Origin of the sequence: uncultured Alcanivorax sp. (assembly GCF_947258575.1) — a bacterium.
Lineage (GTDB): Bacteria > Pseudomonadota > Gammaproteobacteria > Pseudomonadales > Alcanivoracaceae > Alcanivorax.
The window spans coordinates 18,501-39,913 of record NZ_CAMYIV010000001.1 but is presented as its reverse complement, the minus strand read 5'-3'; the positions used below and the strand labels follow the sequence as shown (position 1 = coordinate 39,913).

15 protein-coding genes are annotated in these 21,413 nt (G+C 57.9%); 14 read left to right on the top strand and 1 reads right to left on the bottom strand.

All coding sequences use genetic code 11. The annotated features are described in order from the left end of the window. Positions 1–83 precede the first annotated feature (83 nt). The gene (locus Q0Y02_RS00165; protein ID WP_297762693.1) at positions 84–2,792 is read right to left on the bottom strand and encodes an ATP-binding protein; all 2,709 of its coding nucleotides are present in this window, start codon (positions 2,790–2,792) and stop codon (positions 84–86) included. A gap of 136 nt (positions 2,793–2,928) precedes the next feature. Between Q0Y02_RS00165 and cysM the strand changes: the two genes are divergently transcribed. The 14 genes from cysM (at position 2,929) to Q0Y02_RS00095 (ending at position 21,405) form a co-directional block, all read left to right on the top strand. Continuing rightward, entirely contained in the window at positions 2,929–3,825 is an 897-nt protein-coding gene (cysM, locus tag Q0Y02_RS00160) for a cysteine synthase CysM (RefSeq protein WP_297762691.1), read from the top strand. Positions 3,826–3,875: 50 nt separating this feature from the next. Next, a complete protein-coding gene (locus Q0Y02_RS00155; protein ID WP_297762689.1) occupies positions 3,876–4,652 on the top strand; it encodes a 3'-5' exonuclease in 777 nt (258 codons plus the stop codon). A 205-nt stretch (positions 4,653–4,857) separates the two neighbouring features. Further along, positions 4,858–6,198, top strand: a complete 1,341-nt coding sequence (gene rlmD / locus Q0Y02_RS00150; protein ID WP_297762687.1) for a 23S rRNA (uracil(1939)-C(5))-methyltransferase RlmD — start codon at positions 4,858–4,860, stop codon at positions 6,196–6,198. Positions 6,199–6,271: 73 nt separating this feature from the next. Then, a complete protein-coding gene (gene relA, locus Q0Y02_RS00145; protein ID WP_297762685.1) occupies positions 6,272–8,509 on the top strand; it encodes a GTP diphosphokinase in 2,238 nt (745 codons plus the stop codon). Between the two features lie 206 nt (positions 8,510–8,715). Next, the gene (gene mazG, locus Q0Y02_RS00140) at positions 8,716–9,501 is read left to right on the top strand and encodes a nucleoside triphosphate pyrophosphohydrolase (RefSeq protein ID WP_297762683.1); all 786 of its coding nucleotides are present in this window, start codon (positions 8,716–8,718) and stop codon (positions 9,499–9,501) included. A 366-nt stretch (positions 9,502–9,867) separates the two neighbouring features. Further along, a complete protein-coding gene (locus Q0Y02_RS00135) occupies positions 9,868–10,866 on the top strand; it encodes a porin (RefSeq protein WP_297762681.1) in 999 nt (332 codons plus the stop codon). 279 nt (positions 10,867–11,145) lie between these two features. Further along, complete coding sequence (locus tag Q0Y02_RS00130; protein ID WP_297762679.1) at positions 11,146–11,589, top strand: transposase; 444 nt, start codon at positions 11,146–11,148, stop codon at positions 11,587–11,589. A 189-nt stretch (positions 11,590–11,778) separates the two neighbouring features. Further along, positions 11,779–14,028 carry a molybdopterin-dependent oxidoreductase gene (locus tag Q0Y02_RS00125; RefSeq protein ID WP_297762677.1) on the top strand — a complete coding sequence of 750 codons (2,250 nt, stop codon included), beginning with the start codon at positions 11,779–11,781 and terminating at the stop codon, positions 14,026–14,028. Positions 14,029–14,309: 281 nt separating this feature from the next. Beyond that, on the top strand, positions 14,310–14,831 hold the full coding sequence (locus Q0Y02_RS00120) for a lipocalin family protein (protein ID WP_297762675.1): 522 nt from the start codon (positions 14,310–14,312) through the stop codon (positions 14,829–14,831). A 227-nt stretch (positions 14,832–15,058) separates the two neighbouring features. Beyond that, positions 15,059–15,694: an SDR family oxidoreductase gene (locus tag Q0Y02_RS00115; RefSeq protein WP_297762673.1), complete on the top strand. Its 636-nt coding sequence runs from the start codon at positions 15,059–15,061 to the stop codon at positions 15,692–15,694. A 457-nt stretch (positions 15,695–16,151) separates the two neighbouring features. After that, positions 16,152–17,594: a capsule assembly Wzi family protein gene (locus Q0Y02_RS00110; protein ID WP_297762671.1), complete on the top strand. Its 1,443-nt coding sequence runs from the start codon at positions 16,152–16,154 to the stop codon at positions 17,592–17,594. After that, positions 17,588–18,742 (top strand): polysaccharide export protein, encoded by a 1,155-nt coding sequence (locus Q0Y02_RS00105; RefSeq protein ID WP_297762669.1) that lies wholly within the window; start codon positions 17,588–17,590, stop codon positions 18,740–18,742. Before Q0Y02_RS00110 ends, Q0Y02_RS00105 begins: the two co-directional genes overlap by 7 nt. A gap of 2 nt (positions 18,743–18,744) precedes the next feature. Continuing rightward, positions 18,745–19,173 (top strand): low molecular weight protein-tyrosine-phosphatase, encoded by a 429-nt coding sequence (locus Q0Y02_RS00100; protein ID WP_297762667.1) that lies wholly within the window; start codon positions 18,745–18,747, stop codon positions 19,171–19,173. 57 nt (positions 19,174–19,230) lie between these two features. Continuing rightward, entirely contained in the window at positions 19,231–21,405 is a 2,175-nt protein-coding gene (locus Q0Y02_RS00095; RefSeq protein ID WP_297762665.1) for a polysaccharide biosynthesis tyrosine autokinase, read from the top strand. Positions 21,406–21,413: the final 8 nt, after the last annotated feature.

The following is a 21,413-nucleotide window of genomic DNA, read 5'->3' as shown; positions in this document are numbered from 1 at the left end:
TAGAAGCTAGAAGCTAGAAGCTAGAAGCTAGAAGCTAGAAGCTAGAAGCTAGAAGCTAGAAGCTAGAAGCTAGAAGCTAGAAGCTAGAAGCTAGTAACTTCCTCCCCCTGATCCTGCCATAGCTGTTCCAGTGCGCAGATCTCGTCACAGAGTGCCGAAACCATTGGTGCCAGGGACTCCCGGCCGGCGCCGGTTTTCAGGGCCTCTTCCAGGGTTTTTGCTGCCGTCTCCAGACGTGGTGTGCCGCAGTAGCGGGTGGCGCCGTGGAGTTTATGAACGCGTTCGAGCAGAGTGTCCTGGTCGCCGCTGTCGAAGGCGGAAGATATGGCCGGGCGGTCTTCTGACAGACTGTCCAGCAGCATTTTCAGCATTTCATCGGCCAGCGATTGCCGGCCACCGGCACGGCGGCGGGCCAGGTCTCCATCGAATACCTTGTCGTTGGCCGGTTCACTGTCTTCGCCTGAATCGGGAAGGGGCTGGTGTGGCTTTTCCATGACCCACTGTTCCAGAGTGTGGCGAAGCTGCCCTTCGGTAATCGGTTTACTCAGGTAATCATCCAGGCCGCTGTCGAGCAGATCCCGGCGTTCGCTTTCCAGTGCGTGAGCGGTCAGGGCAACGATGGGGGTGTGGCAACCTGGGGCTTCCAGCTCTCGCATTCTTGCCGTCGTGGTCTTGCCATCCATGCCCGGCATCTGAATATCCATGAACACCAGATCGAACTCCTGGTCGCGAAATGCATCCAGGGCCTGCTGGCCACTGTCGCAGGGTGTGACGATAGCGCCCAGCTCCTCCAGAAAGACCCTGGCCAGTTTCAGGTTGCCGGGGTGATCGTCCACCACCATTACCGATACCGGATAGTCCAGCCGGTTGTCGGTGTCGGCATCCAGCTCACTGCTATCCAGTTCGCCGCTCAAGGCCAGCAGGGCGTTGAACAGGCGCTGGCGGGTGGCCGGTTTGCCCTGCACCTGGCAATGGGGATAGTGCTCCAGCCAACGGCACACGCTTTCCGGGTTATTGCTCAGGGCAAGCATGGGCTGGCCCAGGGCGGCCAGGTTATCCAGCACCGGCTGCATGCTCTGTTTTTCCGGGTGGGCGGGCAGCCCCACGATGAGAAAATCACTGCTGACCAGCTCACCCCGGTCCAGGGCCGTCATCAGGTCGTCCAGGCTGTGGAATTCGTTGATGCGCATCTGCCAGTGGCTGAGCATGTGGTACAGCCCGAGTCGGCCATATTCGTCGGTTTCCACCAACGTCACGGTACGACCCCGGAAGTGTTCCAGGTGGGGAGAAGGGCGTTGTTTCGGGTCCCGCTCCGCCCGCAGGGTGAACCAGAAGGTAGAACCCTGGCCCTCGCTACTGTCGATGCCGATCTCGCCGCCCATGCCTTCCACCAGACGTTTGCTGATGGCCAGCCCCAGGCCCGTGCCGCCTTCCTGGCGGCGGGCACTCTGGTCTGCCTGGGTAAAGGCGCTGAACAGATTTTTCTGCGCTTCCGGGCTCAGGCCGTTGCCGGTGTCCGTCACCGTCAGCTTGATGATCGCTTCTGCGCCACGGTCTTCCTCCAGCATGGCGCGCACCACCACCGAGCCGTGCTCGGTGAACTTGATGGCATTGCTGAGCAGGTTGGTGAGCACCTGGCGGATGCGCAGGGGGTCACCGAGCAGGTTCACCGGCACATCGGAGTAGATGATGGCAGCCTGTTCCAGGCCCCGGTCCTGAGCCATGGGAGCCAGCAGGGTCTGCACATCCTCAATCAGATCGTGCAGGTTGAGCGGGGTATGCTCCAGGGACAGCTTGCCAGCCTCGATCTTGGAGAAATCCAGAATGTCGTTGATGATTGCCAGCAACGAATCGGCGCTCTTGTGAATGGTGCCCAGGTAATCCTGCTGGCGTGCGCTCATGGCGGATTTTTCCAGCAGCTTGGTAAAGCCGATGATGCCATTGAGCGGGGTGCGGATTTCGTGGCTCATGTTGGCCAGGAACTCCGACTTGATCTGGCTGGCCTTGAGCGCTTCCTTGCGGGCCATGTCCAGCTCGATATTCTGGATTTCGATGGTTTCCAGGGTTTCGCGCAGATCCTGGGTAGCCTGGTCCACGTTCTGCTGCAGCTCGGTCTGGGCATCCGCCAGGGCCGACACCATCTGGCGCAGGGCGGTTTCCAGCTCTGCCAGTTCCCCCTTGGCCTGGGTATGAATGGCCATGCTCAGGTCACCGTCGCGAATGCGCCGCACGGCAGCCACCATTTCCCCGATCGGGTTTGTCAGCTGTTGGGAAAAGCGCAGAGCCGGCACCATGGCCAGCAGCATCAGGCCTACCATCACCACAATCACGGTGATCAGCCCTTCCAGAGTGGAGACGTATTCGCCCTGGCGGGTAAATTCCACGGTCAGTGTGGCCGGTTTCCCGGGGTTGATATCCCGGGTCAGTTGCCAGCTGGTATCAGTCACCAGCCGCTGTCGACTGTCTTTCTTGGTAACGCTTGTGGCCGGACGCAGTCTTGGCCCGGCATGCAGGGTAGGGTTGTCACCACTGAAGTTCAGAGTGGCAGCACGCACGTCTTCGGCTTCCAGCAACTGGCGCAAAAGCTGTTGCTGGCGAGCAGTGTCGGTGATGGGGGTGCTTTCCAACCGGGCGGCAAAACTGTCGGTGACCAGCTGCTGGCGCTGGGCATTGGTATCGCGTACATCCACCAGCCGATTCACCAGGGAATAACCACCCACCACCAGCGCCGCCATCAGGGCGGGTAGAATGGCCATGAACATCAGGCGTGAGCGAAGGCTTTGGTTGACCATGAATCCCCGTTCTTGCTGTTGTTTTCGCCCATTATGCCCGAGATAGGGGCAACTGCCACGGACCCCGCCAATGTCGAGTATGCCGTTGGGTACATGAAGCGTGTTGCGTGTTGTCGCTTTAGGTACAATGCGCGCCATGAACCATAAAACCATCGAACAGACCGTGGGCAATACGCCCCTGGTTCGCCTGCAGCGGATGCCGGGCGACACCACCAATACCATTCTGGTGAAGCTGGAAGGCAATAATCCTGCAGGCTCGGTGAAAGATCGCCCGGCCCTGAACATGATCATGAAGGCGGAGGCGCGGGGCGAGATCCAACCCGGCGATACCCTCATCGAGGCCACCAGCGGTAACACCGGTATTGCCCTGGCCATGGCCGCTGCCATGCGCGGTTACCGCATGAAACTGATCATGCCCGCCAACCAGAGCCAGGAACGCCGAGATGCCATGGCAGCCTATGGCGCCGAGCTGATTTCCGTGAGCAAGGAAGAGGGCATGGAAGGCGCCCGCGATCTGGCCCAGGCCATGCAGGCCCGGGGCGAGGGCAGGGTGCTGGACCAGTTCGCCAACCCGGACAATCCCATGGCCCATTACGAAAGCACCGGCCCGGAAATCTGGCGCGATACCGACGGTGGCGTTACCCACTTTGTCAGCTCCATGGGTACCACCGGTACCATCATGGGCTGCAGCATGTACCTGAAAGAACAGAATCCGGCGATCCAGATTGTCGGCCTGCAGCCCACCGAAGGCTCATCGATCCCCGGCATCCGTCGCTGGCCGAAACAATACCTGCCTTCCATCTACGACGACTCCCGGGTAGATCGGGTCATTGATATGGACCAGGCCCTAGCCGAACACACCATGCGCCGGCTGGCCCGGGAAGAGGGCATCAGTTGTGGCGTCTCTTCCGGCGGTGCCGTGGCCGGGGCCCTGCGCCTGAGTGAAGAGCTTGAAAACGCCGTCATCGTGGCCATCATCTGTGACCGCGGCGACCGTTACCTGTCCACGGGGGTGTTCCAGCAACAAGCCTGACGCTGGATGCCCGCAACATGAGGCGGGCCCTTCCTTTTTTGGAGAGCTGAATGAACGTACTGGTATTCGATATCGAGACCATCCCCGACCTGGACGGTGGGCGACGCATCTATGACCTGGACGGCTTGAACGACAAGGACACAGCCAGTGCCTTGTTGAACCTGCGCCGCCAGGAAAATGGCACCGAATTCCTGCGCCTGCACCTGCATCGTATCGTCGCCATTTCCGTGGTGTTGCGCTCCACCCAGGGCGTGAAAGTCTGGTCCCTGGGAGACGAAGACAGCACCGAGAAAGAGCTGATCGAGCGCTTCTACGACGGCATCGACCGCTTCACCCCCAACCTTGTGAGCTGGAACGGCGGTGGCTTTGATCTGCCGGTGCTGCACTACCGCGCGCTCAAGCATGGCGTACAGGCCCGTCGTTACTGGGAAACCGGTAATGAAGACACCAGCTTCAAATGGAACAACTACCTCAGCCGCTACCACCAGCGCCATCTGGACCTGATGGACCAGCTGGCCCTGTTCAACGCCCGGGCCAACGCCCCGCTGGACCAGATCGCCACCTTGCTGGGTTTCCCCGGCAAGATGGGCATGAGCGGCGGCAAGGTGTTCGAGGCCTTCCAGGAAGGCAACCTCAAGGGCATTCGCGATTACTGCGAAACCGATGTGCTCAACACCTGGCTGGTCTACCTGCGCTTCCAGCTGATGCGCGGCGAACTGGACCCCACCGGCTACGAACAGGAGCTGACCCTGCTGAAGGATTACCTGAAAGCCGAGGGCCATCCGCACTTCCTGGGCTTCCTGGAAGCCTGGCAGGGGAATAGTTAACAGTTAAGAGTGAACAGTTAACAGCGGAACCCCATCTGAAACCCTGTGGGAACGGAGCGCAGCGGAGTAACGTCTGCAAGGCGGCCCGAAGGGTGAGTGCAGCGAATCAATCATGCTTGCATGATGAATGACGTCGGCACCGGCCTTCTTCGTGATGCAAGCATCACTTCCCACAAAGCCCCAATCCCTGAACACTGAGATATTAATGGCCCGAAAACGCAAGCAGTTACCGGAAACCCCGGAACCCGCCAGCATTGAATCGCTCAGCCACGACGGCCGCGGCATTGCCCGCCGTGATGGCAAGACCACCTTTATCGACAACGCCTTGCCTGGCGAAGAGGTGATGTTCAAGTTCACCTACATGCGTCGCAAGTTCGACGAAGGCAAGGCGGTGGAAATCGTCACCGCCTCACCGGACCGGGTTGAGCCTCCCTGCCAGCACAGTAATCTGTGTGGCGGTTGCAGCCTGCAGCACATGAACCCGGACGTGCAGATCGCCCGCAAGGAAGCGGTACTGCGCGAGCAGCTGCAGCACTTCGGTGGGCTGGAACCGAAAGAGTGGTTGGCGCCTCTCACCGGCCCGGTCACCGGCTACCGCAGCAAGGCCCGTATGGGGGTAAAATACGTGGAAGCCAAGGACGAAACCCTGGTGGGCTTCCGGGAAAAGCGCAACAGCTTCATCGCCCAGCTGCAGCAGTGCGAAGTGTTGATTCCGTCCGTTGGTCATCGCTTGTCCGACCTGCGCACCCTGATGCACGGCCTCAAGAGCCGCAGCCGGATTCCGCAGATCGAACTTGCCGCCGGCGATGACGAGGTGGCGTTGATCATCCGTCATCTGGACCCGTTGCCCGATGAAGATCAGCAGGCCTTGCTGGATTTTTGTCAGCCTCTGGGGTGGCACCTCTACCTGCAGCCAGGCAACGAAAGCACCGTGCATCGTATCTGGCCGGCCCTCACCGGGGCGGAGAACGAGGAGCGGCTCCACTACCGCCACCCCTCCGCCGACGTGGAACTGGCCTTCCACCCCACGGATTTCACCCAGGTGAATGCAGAGATCAATCGCAAGATGGTGCCGTTGGCACTGGACTTGCTGGACATCTCCCCGGACGACACCGTGCTGGACCTGTTCTGTGGTCTGGGGAACTTCACCATCCCGGCAGCGAAGCGAGCCGGCAAGGTAGTGGGCGTGGAAGTCAGCAGGGCCATGGTCGAGCGTGGCTACGAGAATGCACGCCGCAATGGCCTGGAAAACCTGGAATTCCACGCCTGGGATCTGAGCCAGGATGTGGCCGGGCAAAGCTGGGCCAACCGCAAGTATGATCGTATCCTGATTGACCCACCGCGCACCGGCGCGCTGGAAATGGTGAAGCTGATGCCCCGCTTTGGTGCAAAGCGGATCGTCTATGTGTCCTGTAATCCGGCCACATTGGCTCGCGATGCCGGGGAACTCACCGCCCTGGGTTACCGTCTGAAAGCGGCGGGCGTGATGGACATGTTCCCCCACACCACCCATGTGGAATCCATCGCGGTGTTTGAAAAGAAGTGACGTAAGCTGTTGGCGCCAGGCTGGTTAGGCGCCAATGAGGGTGGTTTCGCCACCCAAACCAGAAGGAAAGCACATGGTAACGGTACGTCGTCCCACAGAAGGCGCTACCGGTCACTGGCGTGACTGGCTGGCGCAGCTTGATACCCGGGCCCCGGTACGCAACGGCGAGGCACTGGAGCAGGCCTGTGAGCGGGCGGAACAGTGCCAGATGGCCGGGGAAGCGGCCGGTCGCCACTGGCCCTACGGCAAGGGCTGCCTGGATATCGGTCTGGAAATGGCCGAAGTGCTGGTGGACCTGGGTGCCGATACCGATGTGTTGCCCGCCGCCATTCTCTACCGCTCCGTGCGCGAAGGGCAGATCTCCCTGCCGGAAGTGGAAAAGGAGTTCGGCCCGGACGTGGCCCGCCTGATCGAAGGCGTGCTGCGCATGGCCGCCATTAGCACCAACCTGAACCCCACCCGCAAGGCGGTGCTCGGCCAGCAGGACGGCCAGCTCGACAACATGCGCAAGATGCTGGTGGCCATGGTCGACGACGTGCGCGTGGCCCTGGTGAAGCTGGCCGAGCGCACCGTGATCATCCGTGCCGTCAAGGAATCCGAGCCCGAGCGCCAGCGCAAAGTGGCCCAGGAAATCTTCGACATCTACGCGCCGCTGGCCCACCGGCTGGGGGTTGGCCAGCTCAAGTGGGAGCTGGAGGATCTGTCCTTCCGCTACCTGCAGCCCGGTGCCTACAAGAAGATCGCCAAACTGCTCGACGAAAAACGCCTGGCCCGGGAACAGTACATCGACAATGTCCTGGAGCAGCTGCGCGGCTACCTGGAGAAAAACGGCATCCACGGCGCCGAAGTCCACGGTCGGGCCAAGCATATCTACAGCATCTGGCGGAAGATGCAGAAAAAGCACCTGGAATTCGGCGAAGTCTACGACGTCCGCGCCGTGCGGGTGCTGGTACCGGAACTGCGTGACTGCTACGGCGCCCTGGGCATCGTCCATTCCCTGTGGCAGCACGTGCCCAAGGAATTCGACGACTACATCGCCAGCCCCAAGGCCAACGGTTACCAGAGCCTGCACACCGCCGTGGTGGGCCCGGAACGCAAGATGCTGGAAGTCCAGATCCGTACCTTCACCATGCATGAAGAGGCGGAGCTGGGGGTGTGCGCTCACTGGCGCTACAAGGAAGGCGCCAAGAAGGGCAAGAGCGGCGTCAGCGACTACGAGCAGCGTATTGCCTGGTTACGCCAGGTACTCGAATGGCACGAAGAGCTGGGCGAAGACAGCCCGGACACCATGGTGGACGAGCTGCGCCATGGCCTGGTCAGCGACCGGGTCTATGTGTTCACCCCGGAGGGCCACGTGGTGGATCTGGAAGCCGGCGCCACCCCGGTGGACTTCGCCTATCACATCCACACCGAAGTGGGGCACCGCTGCCGGGGTGCCAAGATCAATGGCCACATCGTGCCGCTCAACTACACCCTTAACACCGGCGAGCAGGTCACCATCCTCACCGCCAAGGAGGGCGGCCCCAGCCGCGACTGGCTGACCCCGTCGCTGGGCTACGTGGCCACGTCCTCGGCGCGGGCGCGTATTCACCAGTGGTTCAAGCGCCAGGATCGCGATGCACACATCATTCAGGGCAAGGCCATTCTCGAGAGAGAGATGTCCCGCCTGGCACTGGACAAGGTGGACCTGGATGCCCTGGCACCGCATCTGAACCTGAAAACCGGCGAAGACGTGCTGGCGGCCCTGGGCGCCGGCGACCTGCGCCCCGGGCATGTGGTCAATCAGGTGCAGGCCCTGCAGCCGGATGACAGCCAGCGGGAACTGGACCTGGTGTTGTCCAAGCCCAAAGCCTCGAAAACCGGCGATGTGACCATCCAGGGCGTGGGCAACCTGCTCACTCACATGGCCGGCTGCTGTCAGCCGGTCCCCGGCGACCCGGTCATGGGCTTTATCACCCACGGGCGCGGCGTCACCGTACACCGGGCCGACTGTGAGAAGCTGCTGGCCATGCAGGGCGATGACCCCAACCGGGTCATCGAAGTCACCTGGGGCGAAGCCGACCGCATTACCTACCCGGTGGATGTCTTTCTGCGTGCCTGGGATCGCCAGGGCCTGCTCAAGGATGTGATCGCGGTACTGGCCAACGAAAAGGTCAATGTCACCGCCGTCCACACCCAGTCCCACCAGGACGACAACACCGCCACCATGCTCCTCACCCTGGAAATCGCCACCCTCGGCAATCTGGGCAAGGTGCTGGCCAAGATGGACCAGCTCAAGGGTGTGCTTGAGGTGCGGCGGTATAAGAAATAGTGAACAGTTAACAGTGAATAGTTAATAGTTCGCGGGGCAGTGTCTCCTGTTCTGCAACACCTCAGGCCGCGCCCATTGTTTGAGCGCGGCCTCGTCGCTTGAAAGAATAATCGCGACAGCCCGCGCGCTGTTAACTGTTCACTATTCACTGTTAACTACTCCACGCCGCTATTTCGCAAGCACGGCCGCTACCAACAGAGGAAAGCATGCCTAACATCGAAACCCTCCTCTCCATCATGGCCCAACTCCGCGACCCGGACTCCGGGTGCCCCTGGGATGTGAAGCAGGACTTCGACTCCATTGCCCCCTATACCATCGAGGAGGCCTTCGAGGTGGCGGAGGCCATTGCCCAGCGGGATTACCCGGAGCTCAAAGAGGAGCTGGGGGATCTGTTGTTGCAGGTGGTGTTCCATTCCCAGATCGCCCGGGAGCAGGGGCTGTTCGACTTCAACGACGTGGTTCAGGTGCTATGCGACAAGATGGTGCGTCGCCACCCCCATGTGTTCGGTGAGTCGGATGCCGCCGACGAGCAGGCCGTGAAGGTCAACTGGGAGGCCATCAAGCAGCAGGAGAGGGCTGCCAAGGGCAGGGAGCACGACAGCGCCCTGGATGGCGTCCCCGCGGGCCTGCCAGCCCTGCAACGGGCCGCCAAGGTACAGAAGAAAGCTGCCAAAGTCGGCTTCGACTGGCCGGAGACGGCGCCGGTACGCCGCCAGGTGGACCATGAACTGGCGGAACTGGATGAGGCCCTGGCCAGTGGCGACCGTGCTGACATTGAGGATGAATTCGGCGATGTGCTGTTCACCCTGGTAAACCTGTCCCGCCACCTGAAACTGAACCCGGAACAGGCCCTGCGCAAGGCCACCGCCAAATTCGAACGCCGCTTCCGGCAAATGGAGCAGGACCAGCCAGAACCCCTCAATACCCTCGACGAGGGCGCCCTGGAAGCCGCCTGGCAGAAGGCGAAAAGGTCGTCTACGGAGCCGCTGTAGGAGCACCGCTTGAGGTGCGAATCCGAGCCTTGGCGAGGAAAAGAGGTAACAGCCTTTGCCAAGCGCTTGCTGATAAAACTGTCGAGTATTGGTGCTCCTGATCGTCCTACGACCGATTTCCGCGCAACGCGCGGTTCGTCCCCTGAAAGGGAACTCCTACTGTTACGGCGGCTTTATAGAAGCGCTCTGCCGTGTTCACTACCCAAAAGTTCCCGCTGAAACAAAAACTTCACATTAGAGCAACTTTTCCGTCACTCTAACTCCCCATACTGCGCCACCAAGCAGTAAACGATACCTCCGAACGACGAGGTCTCATTCACGCTGTTGCTTTGCATACAAATATTGCCTGATTGAAGGAGTGTTGGAATGAAAAAGAATTTGCTTGCGATCGCTGTGGGGGCTGCCGTTGCATTTCCTGGCCTGGCTCTGGCTGACGGTCCGACTGTCTACGGTAAAGTAAACGTTTCTCTGGAAAACTCTGACGTTGACGACGGCACCACCAGCGAAGACACCTGGGAGCTGAACAGCAACGCATCCCGTCTGGGTGTAAAAGGGGATTTCGACCTGGACGTGGCCAACCTGAAAGCCATCTACCAGGCTGAGTTCGAAATCAGCGTGGATGACGGCGACAAGAGTGGCCAGACTTTCACCCAGCGTAACATCTTCGGTGGCCTGGAAGGCTCCTTCGGTACCATCAAAGCGGGTAAGTTCGACACCCCGACCAAAAAAGCACAGGGCAAAATCGACCAGTTCAACGATATCGGTGGCGATATCAAGAATGTGCTGGCCGGTGAAAACCGTGTGTCCAACATCATCCAGTACAGCACTCCCAAACTGGCCGACATGATCACCCTGAACGTGGCGTTCATCCCGGGTGAAGGTGACGATGTAGATGCAGATGGCGAAGCGGATACCGATATCGCTGATACCACTTCCATCTCCCTGGTTGCCGAGAAAGACATGTTCTACGGCGCCATCTCCCGCGATACCGACATGTCTGACGAGCTGATCGCTGACAGCACCGGTGTTGAAAGCCTGGACATTACCCGTCTGGCAGCTGGCCTGAAGCCGGGTAACTTCGAACTGGGCGCTCTGTACCAGCTGGCTGAAGAGACTGAAGGCGACGGTGAAGATTCTTCCATCGTGGTCAGCGCGGCAATGAAGATCGACCGTGTAAAACTGAAAGCCCAGTACGGCATGACCGACGGCGACCAGTCTGACGAAGAAGTGACTCAGGTAAGCCTGGGCGCAGACTACAAACTGGCCAAAGCCAGCAAAGTCTACGTCTACGGCACCCAGCTCGACTTCGACCTGGCTGACGAAGAAGAAACCATCTTCGGCCTTGGCATGGAACACAAGTTCTAAATAAAAATAAGGCTGGCGGGAGCCCGCTCCCCCAGCCAAGCTTTTCCTCGACGCAAGTGACAGCTGCCCGCCTTATGGCGGGCTTTTTTTGTCTAAGGCTCAGGCGGTTTTTGTAGGAGCTATGCTTGCATGGCGAACCACCCCCCAACCGTTCAATAACACGACAACGGCGACCCATTCCGCAAACCTATCGGATCATCCCAGCCTAAAGCCTCATTCCTACAGACAAATAAGATATTACCGATACCGCTTTCCCGCTACGCCATGAAAACTGGCGGTATGACCACAATCTTTCAGGGTGAAAATCTGCGTAAAGGCCGTTGCAGCCAGATCGGACAAACCTATCTGGTCACCTGTGTTACTGCAGCAAGATCTCCCTTTTTCCTGAATCATCAAATCGCCCGTCATCTTTGCAGGGCAATTCACTATTCGGATCAGATAGCGGCCAGCCATACCTGGTGTTATGTGGTTATGCCGGATCTCGTGCACTGGCTGTTCTCCCTACGGGATACCTATGCGTTGTCGCAGACGGTCAGAATGATCAAAAGCAGAGCCTCGAGGCTTGCCGGTATTCCTCTCTGGCAGAGAGGTTTTCATGATCATGCCCTGCGTGCGGACAAGGACCTGTTGCCCACGGCGCGATACATCATCGCCAACCCGCTCCGGGCCGGCCTGGTTGAACGGGTAGGGGAGTACCCCTATTGGAATGCGGCCTGGCTATAAGAAATCAGCGGGTTCTTAATGGTCCGTGATGAAGGTGGTTCTGACATGTGCATAAGGCGACAACCAAACAGGCCCTGTTGAGCCACTCCCCGATGGCATCAGCCCTTTTTTCCCGACAAGTCATGGCATCCTCCTTGCACCTCTGCTATCAAGAACACTCCAAGCCATAGCGCCAGGACGAGGTCACGGATGAAACGGACGCATTACCACACCTGCAATCTCTGCGAAGCCATGTGCGGTATCGAGATCGAGCACCGCGGTGACGAGATTCTGGCCATCCGTGGCGACAAGGAGGACCCGTTCAGCAAAGGCCACATCTGCCCCAAGGCCGTGGCCCTGCAGGACCTGCACCACGACCCGGACCGCCTGCGCCACCCGGTGAAGCGCACCGCCGACGGCTGGGTGCCGATCAGCTGGGATGAAGCCCTGGACGAGACTGCCCGGCGCCTGCATAACATCCAGGAGGTCCACGGCAAGGACTCGGTGGCGCTGTACTTCGGCAATCCCACCGCCCATAACCACGGCGCACTGTTGACCCTGTTGCCCTTCGTCAAGGCCCTGCGCAGCCGCCAGCGCTACAGCGCCACGTCCGCCGACCAGCTTCCCCATATGCTGGCCACCTGGCAACTGTTCGGCCACCAGGCCCTGTTCCCGATCCCGGATGTGGATCGCACCGACTATTTCCTGATCATCGGTGGCAACCCGCTGGCCTCCAACGGCTCCATCATGACCGTGCCGGATGTGAAAGGGCGCCTGAAGGCCCTGCAGAAACGGGGCGGCAAGGTGGTGGTCATCGACCCGCGTCGCACCGAAACCGCCAAGGTGGCTGACGAACACCACTTCGTGCGCCCGGGTACCGACGTCTACCTGCTGCTGGCCATTGCTCAGGTGCTGTTCGAGGAGCTGCTGGTGGCCCCGGGCCAGCTGGACGGCATCCTCGATGGCAAAAAGGACATGGCCCGCCTGGTGGCCAACTGGAAACCGGAAAAAGTGGCCGAGACCGTGGGCCTGCCCGCCGATGCTATCCGCAAACTGGCCCGCGACATCGCCGCCGCGCCGCGCGCTGCCATCTATTCCCGCGTTGGCGTCACCACCAGTGCCCACAGCACACTCAGTGCCTGGCTGGTGTATGTGATCAACATCCTCACCGGCAACCTGGACCGGGAAGGCGGCGTCATGTTCACCAAACCCGCCTTCGATATCGTGGCCATTGGCGCTCTCAGCGGCGACACCGGCAGCTTCGACAGGTATCGCAGCCGGGTTCATGGCTACCCGGAATTCGGTGGCGAGTTCCCGGTCACTACCCTGGCCGACGAAATGCTTACCCCGGGCAAGGGGCAGGTAAAAGCCTTTGTTTCCCATGCCGGTAACCCGGTGTTGTCATGTCCGGATGGCCAGAAGCTGGACCAGGCCCTGAACAATCTGGATTTCATGGTCAGCATCGACTTCTACATCAACGAAACCACTCGCCATGCGGACATCATCCTGCCGCCTACCGGGCAACTGGAGCATGCCCAGTTCGACCCCATCTTCCAGGCGGTGGCGGTGCGCAACGTGGTCAAATTCACCCCGCCGTTGGTGCCCAAGCCTGAAGGTACCCTGCACGATTGGGAAATCCTCAACGGCCTCACCACCAGGCTGAATCGCCTGCGCGCCCGGGACCGCAAAACCCGCCTGCAAATTGCCGCCACTGACCGTTTCGTTCGCAAGCTGGGTGATCGCGGGCTGGTGGATCTGGGCTTGCGCCTGGGGCCCTACGGCACTGGCGGCAAGGTGCTGGATGACCTGCGCCGCGATGGATTGCACTCGCTACCCAAAGTGGCCTGGAAGGTGCTCAGAGGTGAACGTAAGGGGCTGACCCTGAAAAAGCTGCTGGCGCAACCCCATGGCATGGACCTTGGGCCACTGGAGCCCATGCTTCCTGAGCGCCTGTTCACCCGGGATCAGCGCATCAACTTGGTGCCGGCCCTGTATTTCCGGGCCCTGCAAGGGTTGCCGGCGCCCAAACCGGTGGCGCCTGAGCAGATGCTGATGATTGGCCGCCGCCATATACGCAGCAACAACTCCTGGATGCATAACAGCCAGCGGCTGGTAAAAGGGAAGGGCCGCTGCAACGCCATGATCCACCCGGACGATGGCAAACGGCTGGCCGTGGCCGACGGTGACGACGTGGTGGTCAGCACCCCGGCTGGCACCATCACCCTGCCTGCCTGGCTCTGCGACGACATCATGCCCGGCGTGATCAGCGTCCCCCATGGTTGGGGCCATGACCGCGAAGGCGTGCAATTGGGGGTCGCCCGCAGGGTGGCCGGGCAGAGCGTCAACGACATCATCGGCAGCAACCGCGTCGAAGCGGTCACTGCCATGGCCCAGCTCAACGGCATCCCGGTAAAAGTAGAGCCCGCCAAAGCCGCCAAGGGCCGGAAGAAAGCGGGGTAGAGCGTAAGCCTGAGCTTTGCAGATGCGGCAAAACACATTGCGGCCAGGGGCGGTGAGCACGGGTCAAATGCACCCCCATCAATACTCTAAAGCCGCTGTCGTTGTAGGAGCTATGCTTGCATGGCGAACATCCTGGGCCCGGTTCGCCATGCAAGCATAGCTCCTACAACATACCCTTCACGGCTTGGGTCATTCGGCCCCCCACCAACCTGATCCCTCAAAAACACATTCACCTCGCCTTGTCCCGGCTTGCGGCAATCTCTGCATAAAGGAGATCCCCAATGCGCCGCATCCTTATCATTGTGAGTCTGATCATGCTGCAAGCCTGCCAAACCCACCCGCAAGACCCCATCCAGATTGCAGATAACCTGAATCTGGACCGTTTCATGGGCGACTGGTACGTGATCGCCAACATCCCCACCTTGCCGGAAAAGGGCGCCTACAATGCGATGGAGAACTACAAGCGCATTGGCCCCAACAAGATCGCCACCACCTTCACCTTCCGCAAAGGCGGATTTGACGGTGAATTCAAGCGGATGACCCCCACCGGTTTCGTCAGCGACGTGGACCCGGCCATCTGGGGCATGCGTTTTATCTGGCCCTTCAAGGCGGATTTCCGGGTGCTATATGTGGATGAGGACTACCAGACCACCATCATCGGCCGTGAAAAACGCGATTACCTCTGGATCATGGCCCGCCAACCGCATCTCAGCGACGCCACCTACACCAAACTGAAAAACATCGCCCGCGACCGGGGCTATAGCCTGGACGAACTGCAAGAAGTGCCTCAGCAGTGGGATTAATAGCCGGTTGGCGTAGTCCGAAAGCGCTACGCCTTGCAAGCAATCCCCCAGTCGCCGGGCTGTTAAGGGCGAGTCACGAGTCACGAGTTTCGAAAAGCAGTCGGTTTTCGCTCCTCGAAACTCGTAACTCGCCTCTCCCCCAGATCTGACCGTGTCTGCGCCCCCCTTGAAATCCACCGCCAACCCACCATCACTGAACTACCAGCCATGACAAGGAAGGAGCTTCCATGAAAGTCCTGATTGCCGGCGCCAACGGCAAAATCGGTCGTCGCCTGATCCCTCATCTGGTGGCGGATAACATTCTGGTGCGCGCCATGGTCCGCGATCTGCGCCAGAAAGCCGATCTGGAGATACTGGGCGCCCATGAAGTGGTGGAAGCGGATCTGGAAGGGGATTGCCGTCAGGCCCTGGAAGGCCAGGATGCGGTCATCTTCACCGCCGGCTCCGGTCCTAACACGGGCCCGGAGAAAACCATCGATGTGGACCAGAACGGTGCCATCAGCCTGATCGATCAGGCAAAAGAACAGGGAGTAGGGCGCTTTATCATGGTCAGCTCCATGCGTGCCGACGACCCGGCATCCGGCCCTGAAAAACTGCGCCATTACTTCGCGGCCAAGGGTAAGGCTGACGACCACCTGCGCGCCAGCGGACTCAACTACACCATCGTCCGCCCCGGCCGGCTCACCGAAGAGCCGCCCCTGGAGAAAGTGGACATTGCCGAAAAATTGAAGGGTTTTGGTGATATCTCCCGCGAAGATGTCGCTAAAGTGCTATCGGAAACCGCTCGCCGTGAGTTGCCTAACAAGGAATTCGACGTCATTGCCGGCTCAACCCCGATCCGGGATGCCCTTGACGCGCTCTAAGCCACATTAACCGTCATGGTGTCGCCCGCTGGCCTCTTTCAAGCCGCTGTAGGAGCTATGCTCGCATGGCGAATCCGCCCCAAGCCTTTCGGGATGCGAGCATAGCTCCTACAGTACTAAACGCCTTCGCCGGCTCGCTCTGACACAGGTCCTCCGCTTTGTCAGACAAGGGGCCCACTGCCGTTAACTCCCCTACGCTACTATTCACAGGCTCGGTTAAGTCGTCCGACTGAATTCCTGTTAATTGGCGTCGTAAACCGTTCGCATTCCCGTAAACAAACTGTAAAATGCGGCCCCTTGTCATATAGCTGACAAGATTAAGCACGCATAATGCGCCTCTTGTTATGCTCCACAAGAAGGATAGGACGTCCTAGTGCGGTTATCTCCCTCCCTAATTCGGTGGCTCGGAGCCTTTTGCATCGGCCTCAGCGCATCTTCTCAGGCGTCTACTCCCTGGGTGCAGGCCGGCGACCTTACGGCGCGCCACCATATTGAAGCCCTGCAAAGCCAGGGGTGCCTCAAGGGCATCACCCTGACCTGGCCAATCAGCTGGGCGGCCCTCATGAAAGGCTATCGACTGGCGCTGGCGGGACAATCCCCCGATCAGATCAGCGCTTGTAAAAACCAGCACTCTGCCTATCTGCAGCAAGCCCTGGAGCAGACCCGCCAGGCCTCTACCGGCGCGCAGTTGACCCTCGGCGGCGCTACCCAAGAGCCGCTTTACACCAGTTTTTCCTCCCAGGCGGAAGATGAAGCCACCAGTCAGATCGCCCTCTACAGCATGGGCGAGCACTGGGCCGCAAACCTGGCGGTGGGCTACGTGGATGGCGAGCGTGACGATACCCACCTGCGCTTCGACGACACTTACCTGGCCGGCATCGTCGGCAACTGGCAGCTTGGCGTCGGCGCCATCGACCGCTGGTGGGGCCCAGGCTGGCAGAGCTCCCTGGCCCTGTCCAATAACGCACGTCCGGTACCAGGGTTATGGGTTTCACGGCAAATGCCGCTGGCACCGGAAAGCCCCTGGCTAAGCTGGATCGGCCCCTGGGACCTGCAGGTCATAGCTGGCCAACTAGAAAATGACCGCGCAGTGCCGCAAGCCCTCCTGCTGGGGGCTCGGTTCGTCTTTAATCCCATTGATTCCCTTCAGATTGGCCTGACTCGGCTGGCTCAGTGGGGAGGGGAGGGGCGGCCGCAAGACCTGGATGCTTTAACGAATGCGGTGATTGGTCGCGATAATGGTCAGACATCCGGCTTGAAAGATGGCGAGGACCCAAGCAACCAGATTGCCGGTTTTGATTTCCGGCTTTCTCTCACCCCGGGGGATGTGCCTATAGGCTTTTATGGCCAGTTCATGGGTGAAGATGAAGCGGGTGGTCTCCCCTCAAAACTGTCTTCCATGGCGGGCATTGATATGGTCACCGGCCTTGGGCAAGGCTCCCAGCGCTTTTTCCTGGAAACCACGGAAACCGTAGCGGGTAGTTGGCTCAGTGATCGCCGGCTCAATGTCGCTTTGGAACATGGTACTTACCGTTCTGGCTTCCGCCATTATGGGCGTACGATGACGTCAACCTGGGAAGGGGATGCACGGGCCGTGACACTCGGCCTACAACAATATTTTCGCAACGGCGTCACTGTGGGGCTTAATCTATCCCGTGCCACACTGAATCAGGACGGCAAGGCACGTGCAGTCATCGCAGAAGACGGAGCAGCCACACTGCAGTCGGTCGAGGAGCAGGATATTTCACTGGCCGAGCTCCGTATTCAACACCCAATGCCTATGCTGGGTGGCCGCCTGGACTGGCTACTGTCCGTAACCGACGAACCGGTAGAAACGGTCTTTGAACAACGAGAAAGAATGACGGCAGGTCTTAACTGGACCAGAAACATCAATTGGTAAAAGAGCGTATGCATTTGTTGATCAAACAGTATTCTAACGTCCTGCTTGTTGCCCTGCTTGCGATTATATCGGGTTGTACCGTAGTGCCTGGCGCATATCATTCCACCACGCCAGGCTGGTTTATTGATGAGGCGGAAAACGAAGATGCAGAGCCTTTGCCGGATGTAATCAAAGTCCACTCAATTAATACGGCAATTCTCAATAAAGATGCTGACAGTGAATCTGTTGCCGCTGTTGACGAAGACCTGGTCCTTGATGGCAAAAGTTACGATTATACGGTTGGGCCAGGAGATGTTCTGCAAATTACAGTTTGGGATCACCCGGAGTTAACGATCCCGGCTGGCTCTCAGCGTAGCTCCTCTGAATCAGGAAACCTTATTCACAGCGATGGCAGTATTTTCTACCCCTACGTGGGAGTGCTTCATGTTGAAGGGATGAAAGTAACGCAAATCCGAGACCTCGTTACTGAGCGCTTAGCTAAATTTATCGAGTCTCCTCAAGTCGACGTCAGTGTGGCTGCTTTCCGTAATAAGCGTATTTATGTCACTGGTGAAGTCGGCGAGCCAGGCGTGTATCCAATTACAAACGTTCCGATGCGGCTCGTGGATGCTATTGGCGAAGCAGGAGGGATACTGCAAACCGCTGACTGGAACAAGGTGATTCTGACGCGCCAAGGAAATGATTACGAATTATCACTGCGTGAAGTTTATCAGCGCGGTAATAAAGCCCATAACGTGATGCTGCGCCCTGGTGATGTGATTAATGTGTCTCCAGTCACAGATTCAAAAGTATTTGTTCTGGGAGAAGTTGGCAAACCCGCCAGCCTCGAAATGAATCGCAATGGAATAAGCCTGGCAGAGGCCTTGGCCGAGAATGGTGGTCTGGACCAGCGCCAGTCAGATGCATCGGGTGTGTTTGTGTTCCGAAAAGCCGCTCGAGGCAAAGAGCACGGTATTGATGTGTACCAACTGAACGCCAAAGACGCAGCTGCACTTGTTTTGGCAGATAATTTTCCGTTGCAAGAACGGGATATTGTCTATGTTACCGCCGCGCCTTTGGCAAAATGGAACCGAGTCTTGAGTCTTATTTTGCCATCTGTAAGTGCTCTGTTTCTGGGGAGCCGTACAGAAGCAGCCATTAGGGATTAAGAATGTTTGAACGGATTCTTGTGGTCTGTGATGGCAATATTTGTCGAAGTCCGACTGTGGCATTCATGCTTAAAGAAATGAAACCCGAAAAACATGTGGTTTCAGCCGGTTTGGTTGGGCTTTCAGGCCATGAAATGGAGCCTACAGCCAGAGCAGTGGCGCTGGAGAACGGGTTGCCTTGCGGGGAGCATGTGGCCCGCAAGCTAGATAGTGAGATGTGCCTCGCCAGTGATTTAATTCTGGTTATGGAAAGTCGTCAAAAAGATCGCATCAACTTGCGGTTTCCAGAAGCCAGCGGAAAAACGTTCCTACTAACCCAGTGGAATGGCAAACACGACATTCCAGATCCCTACAAACGCGGCAGAGATGCCTTTGAGCGAATTTACCCGATGATGCGGGATGCCTGTCAAATCTGGGCAGCCAAACTGTGAGAGAGCCAGAGAAGCATGAGTGAATCTGCAGGACAGCACCAATCCACGAGACGTAACATGGATGGCGATGATGATATTGATTTTGGCCAGCTGATTGGTGTGGTGTTGGATAATCGCTGGTTGATTATCATAACTGCAGTGCTGACCCTAGCCTTGGGCATTATATATGGAATGTTGGCAACGCCTATATATAAAGGCGATGCCTTGCTGCAAATTGAAGAGAAAAGTGGCGGCGTGCCAGGGCTCTCTGAATTGAACCAGATGTTCGAGCAGGAGGCGTCAGCCGCAGCAGAAATAGAGATTCTGCGCTCCAGGATGGTGCTTAACTCAGTAATCCAGAAATTGAAAATGGATATTATTGTTGCGCCGGATCGCATTCCTTTTTTTGGCAAAATTACCGCACCGGAGCCGGTATCAGGGGTTTTGCCTACCCCAATGTTTGCTGGTTATCGAGACAGCAGAACATTCGTCACTATAGGTCGTTTTACTGTTCCCGAAAGGCTTCAAGGGCATTCCTTCACATTAGTTGAAGAAGAGGGTATTCCAACCCTGTATTCAGGTGATCACAAAATTGGAGCGGCTCCTCTTGGTCGTCTAATAAAGAGTGAAGATGGAACCATCGAACTGTCTATTACAGAATGGGAATATGGCGACGAGCCAATTACCCTGATCAAGCAGACCGAGATTGCTGCTATTAATCAACTGCGTAATTTCCTGAGTATTCAAGAGCTGGGCAAGACCGGCATGCTCTCCCTGGAAATGACCGGCCCTAAAAAGGGTCGAATCAAGACAACACTGGATGCTATTAGCCAGACTTACTTACTTCAAAACGTTGAGCGCCGCTCTGCAGAAGCAGAGAACAGTCTTGATTTTTTAGGCAAACAACTTCCTGAAATTAAGGAAAAGCTAACCCTGGCTGAAGAAAAACTGAATGCTTATCGGCTGAAAAGTGAATCCGTAGATCTGACCTTGGAAACCCGGTCTGTATTAGAGCGGGTTGTCGGCATCGAGGCAAAAATCAACGAATTAAAAATTCGCGAGAGTGAGCTCTCTGCTCGCTTTACCCAGGAACACCCGGCTTACCGCACCTTGATGCAGCAACGCTCATCACTGATCCAAGAGAAGAAAGAACTAAACGATCAGATTAAAGAGTTACCGGAAACCCAGCAGGATATCCTGCGCCTGATGCGCGACGTGGAAGTCACCCAGCAAATTTATATAGGGCTACTTAACAAGGTTCAGGAGCTCCGTATTCTTAAGGCCGGAACAGTGGGAAGTGTACGAATAATAGACGAAGCGCTAGTGCAACCAATCCCCATTAAGCCACAAAAAGCCCTCGTGGCTTTGATAGCCATGCTCCTGGGTGGCATTGCAGCCATGGGCTTTGTATTGCTGAGGGCGGCCATGAACAAGGGCATTGAGTCTCCCGATAAGCTTGAAGAGCAAGGTATCTCCGTCTATGCCTCGGTGCCTTTGTCACAGCATCAGCAGAAGGTAGATAGGCTGGCATCTCTGAAGAAGCGTCGTAAGAAAACACCTCATAATCAGCCAATCCCGTTGTTAGCGAATGTGGATCCTAATGACCTCGCCGTTGAAGCACTGCGTAGTTTACGCACCAGTCTCCACTTCGCCATGATGGATGCCGACAACAATATCCTGATGGTCACGGGGCCCAGTCCAGGAGTAGGCAAATCATTTGTGTCTGCCAATCTGGGGCTTGTGCTTGCTCAAACCGGTCAAAGGGTATTAGTCGTGGATGCCGATATGCGCAAAGGACATTTGCACCGCTATTTTAACCACGACAATACGGTTGGTTTATCTGCTTATTTATCAGGGCAGGTTGCCTGGGAAGACATTATTCACTCTTCCGGCACAGAAAATCTGGATTTTATTTCACGAGGCAAGGCGCCGCCCAACCCTTCCGAATTATTAATGCATGAGCGTTTTAAATCGCTCATGCAAAATCTGAGTGAAAATTACGACCTGGTATTAATCGATACACCACCTATTCTTGCTGTCACGGATGCGGCTATTGTCGGCCAGTTGGCGGGCAGTAGCCTGCTGGTTGCCCGCTTCGGCGTGAACTCTGTGAAAGAAGTAGATGCCGCCCTGACTCGCTTTGCGCAGAACAATGTAGACATCAAAGGAGCGATACTCAATTGCATGGAGCGACGCGCCACTAATGAGTACGGCTACTATGCTTACGAATATGGAACTCAAACCGAATCCTGAAATAGCAT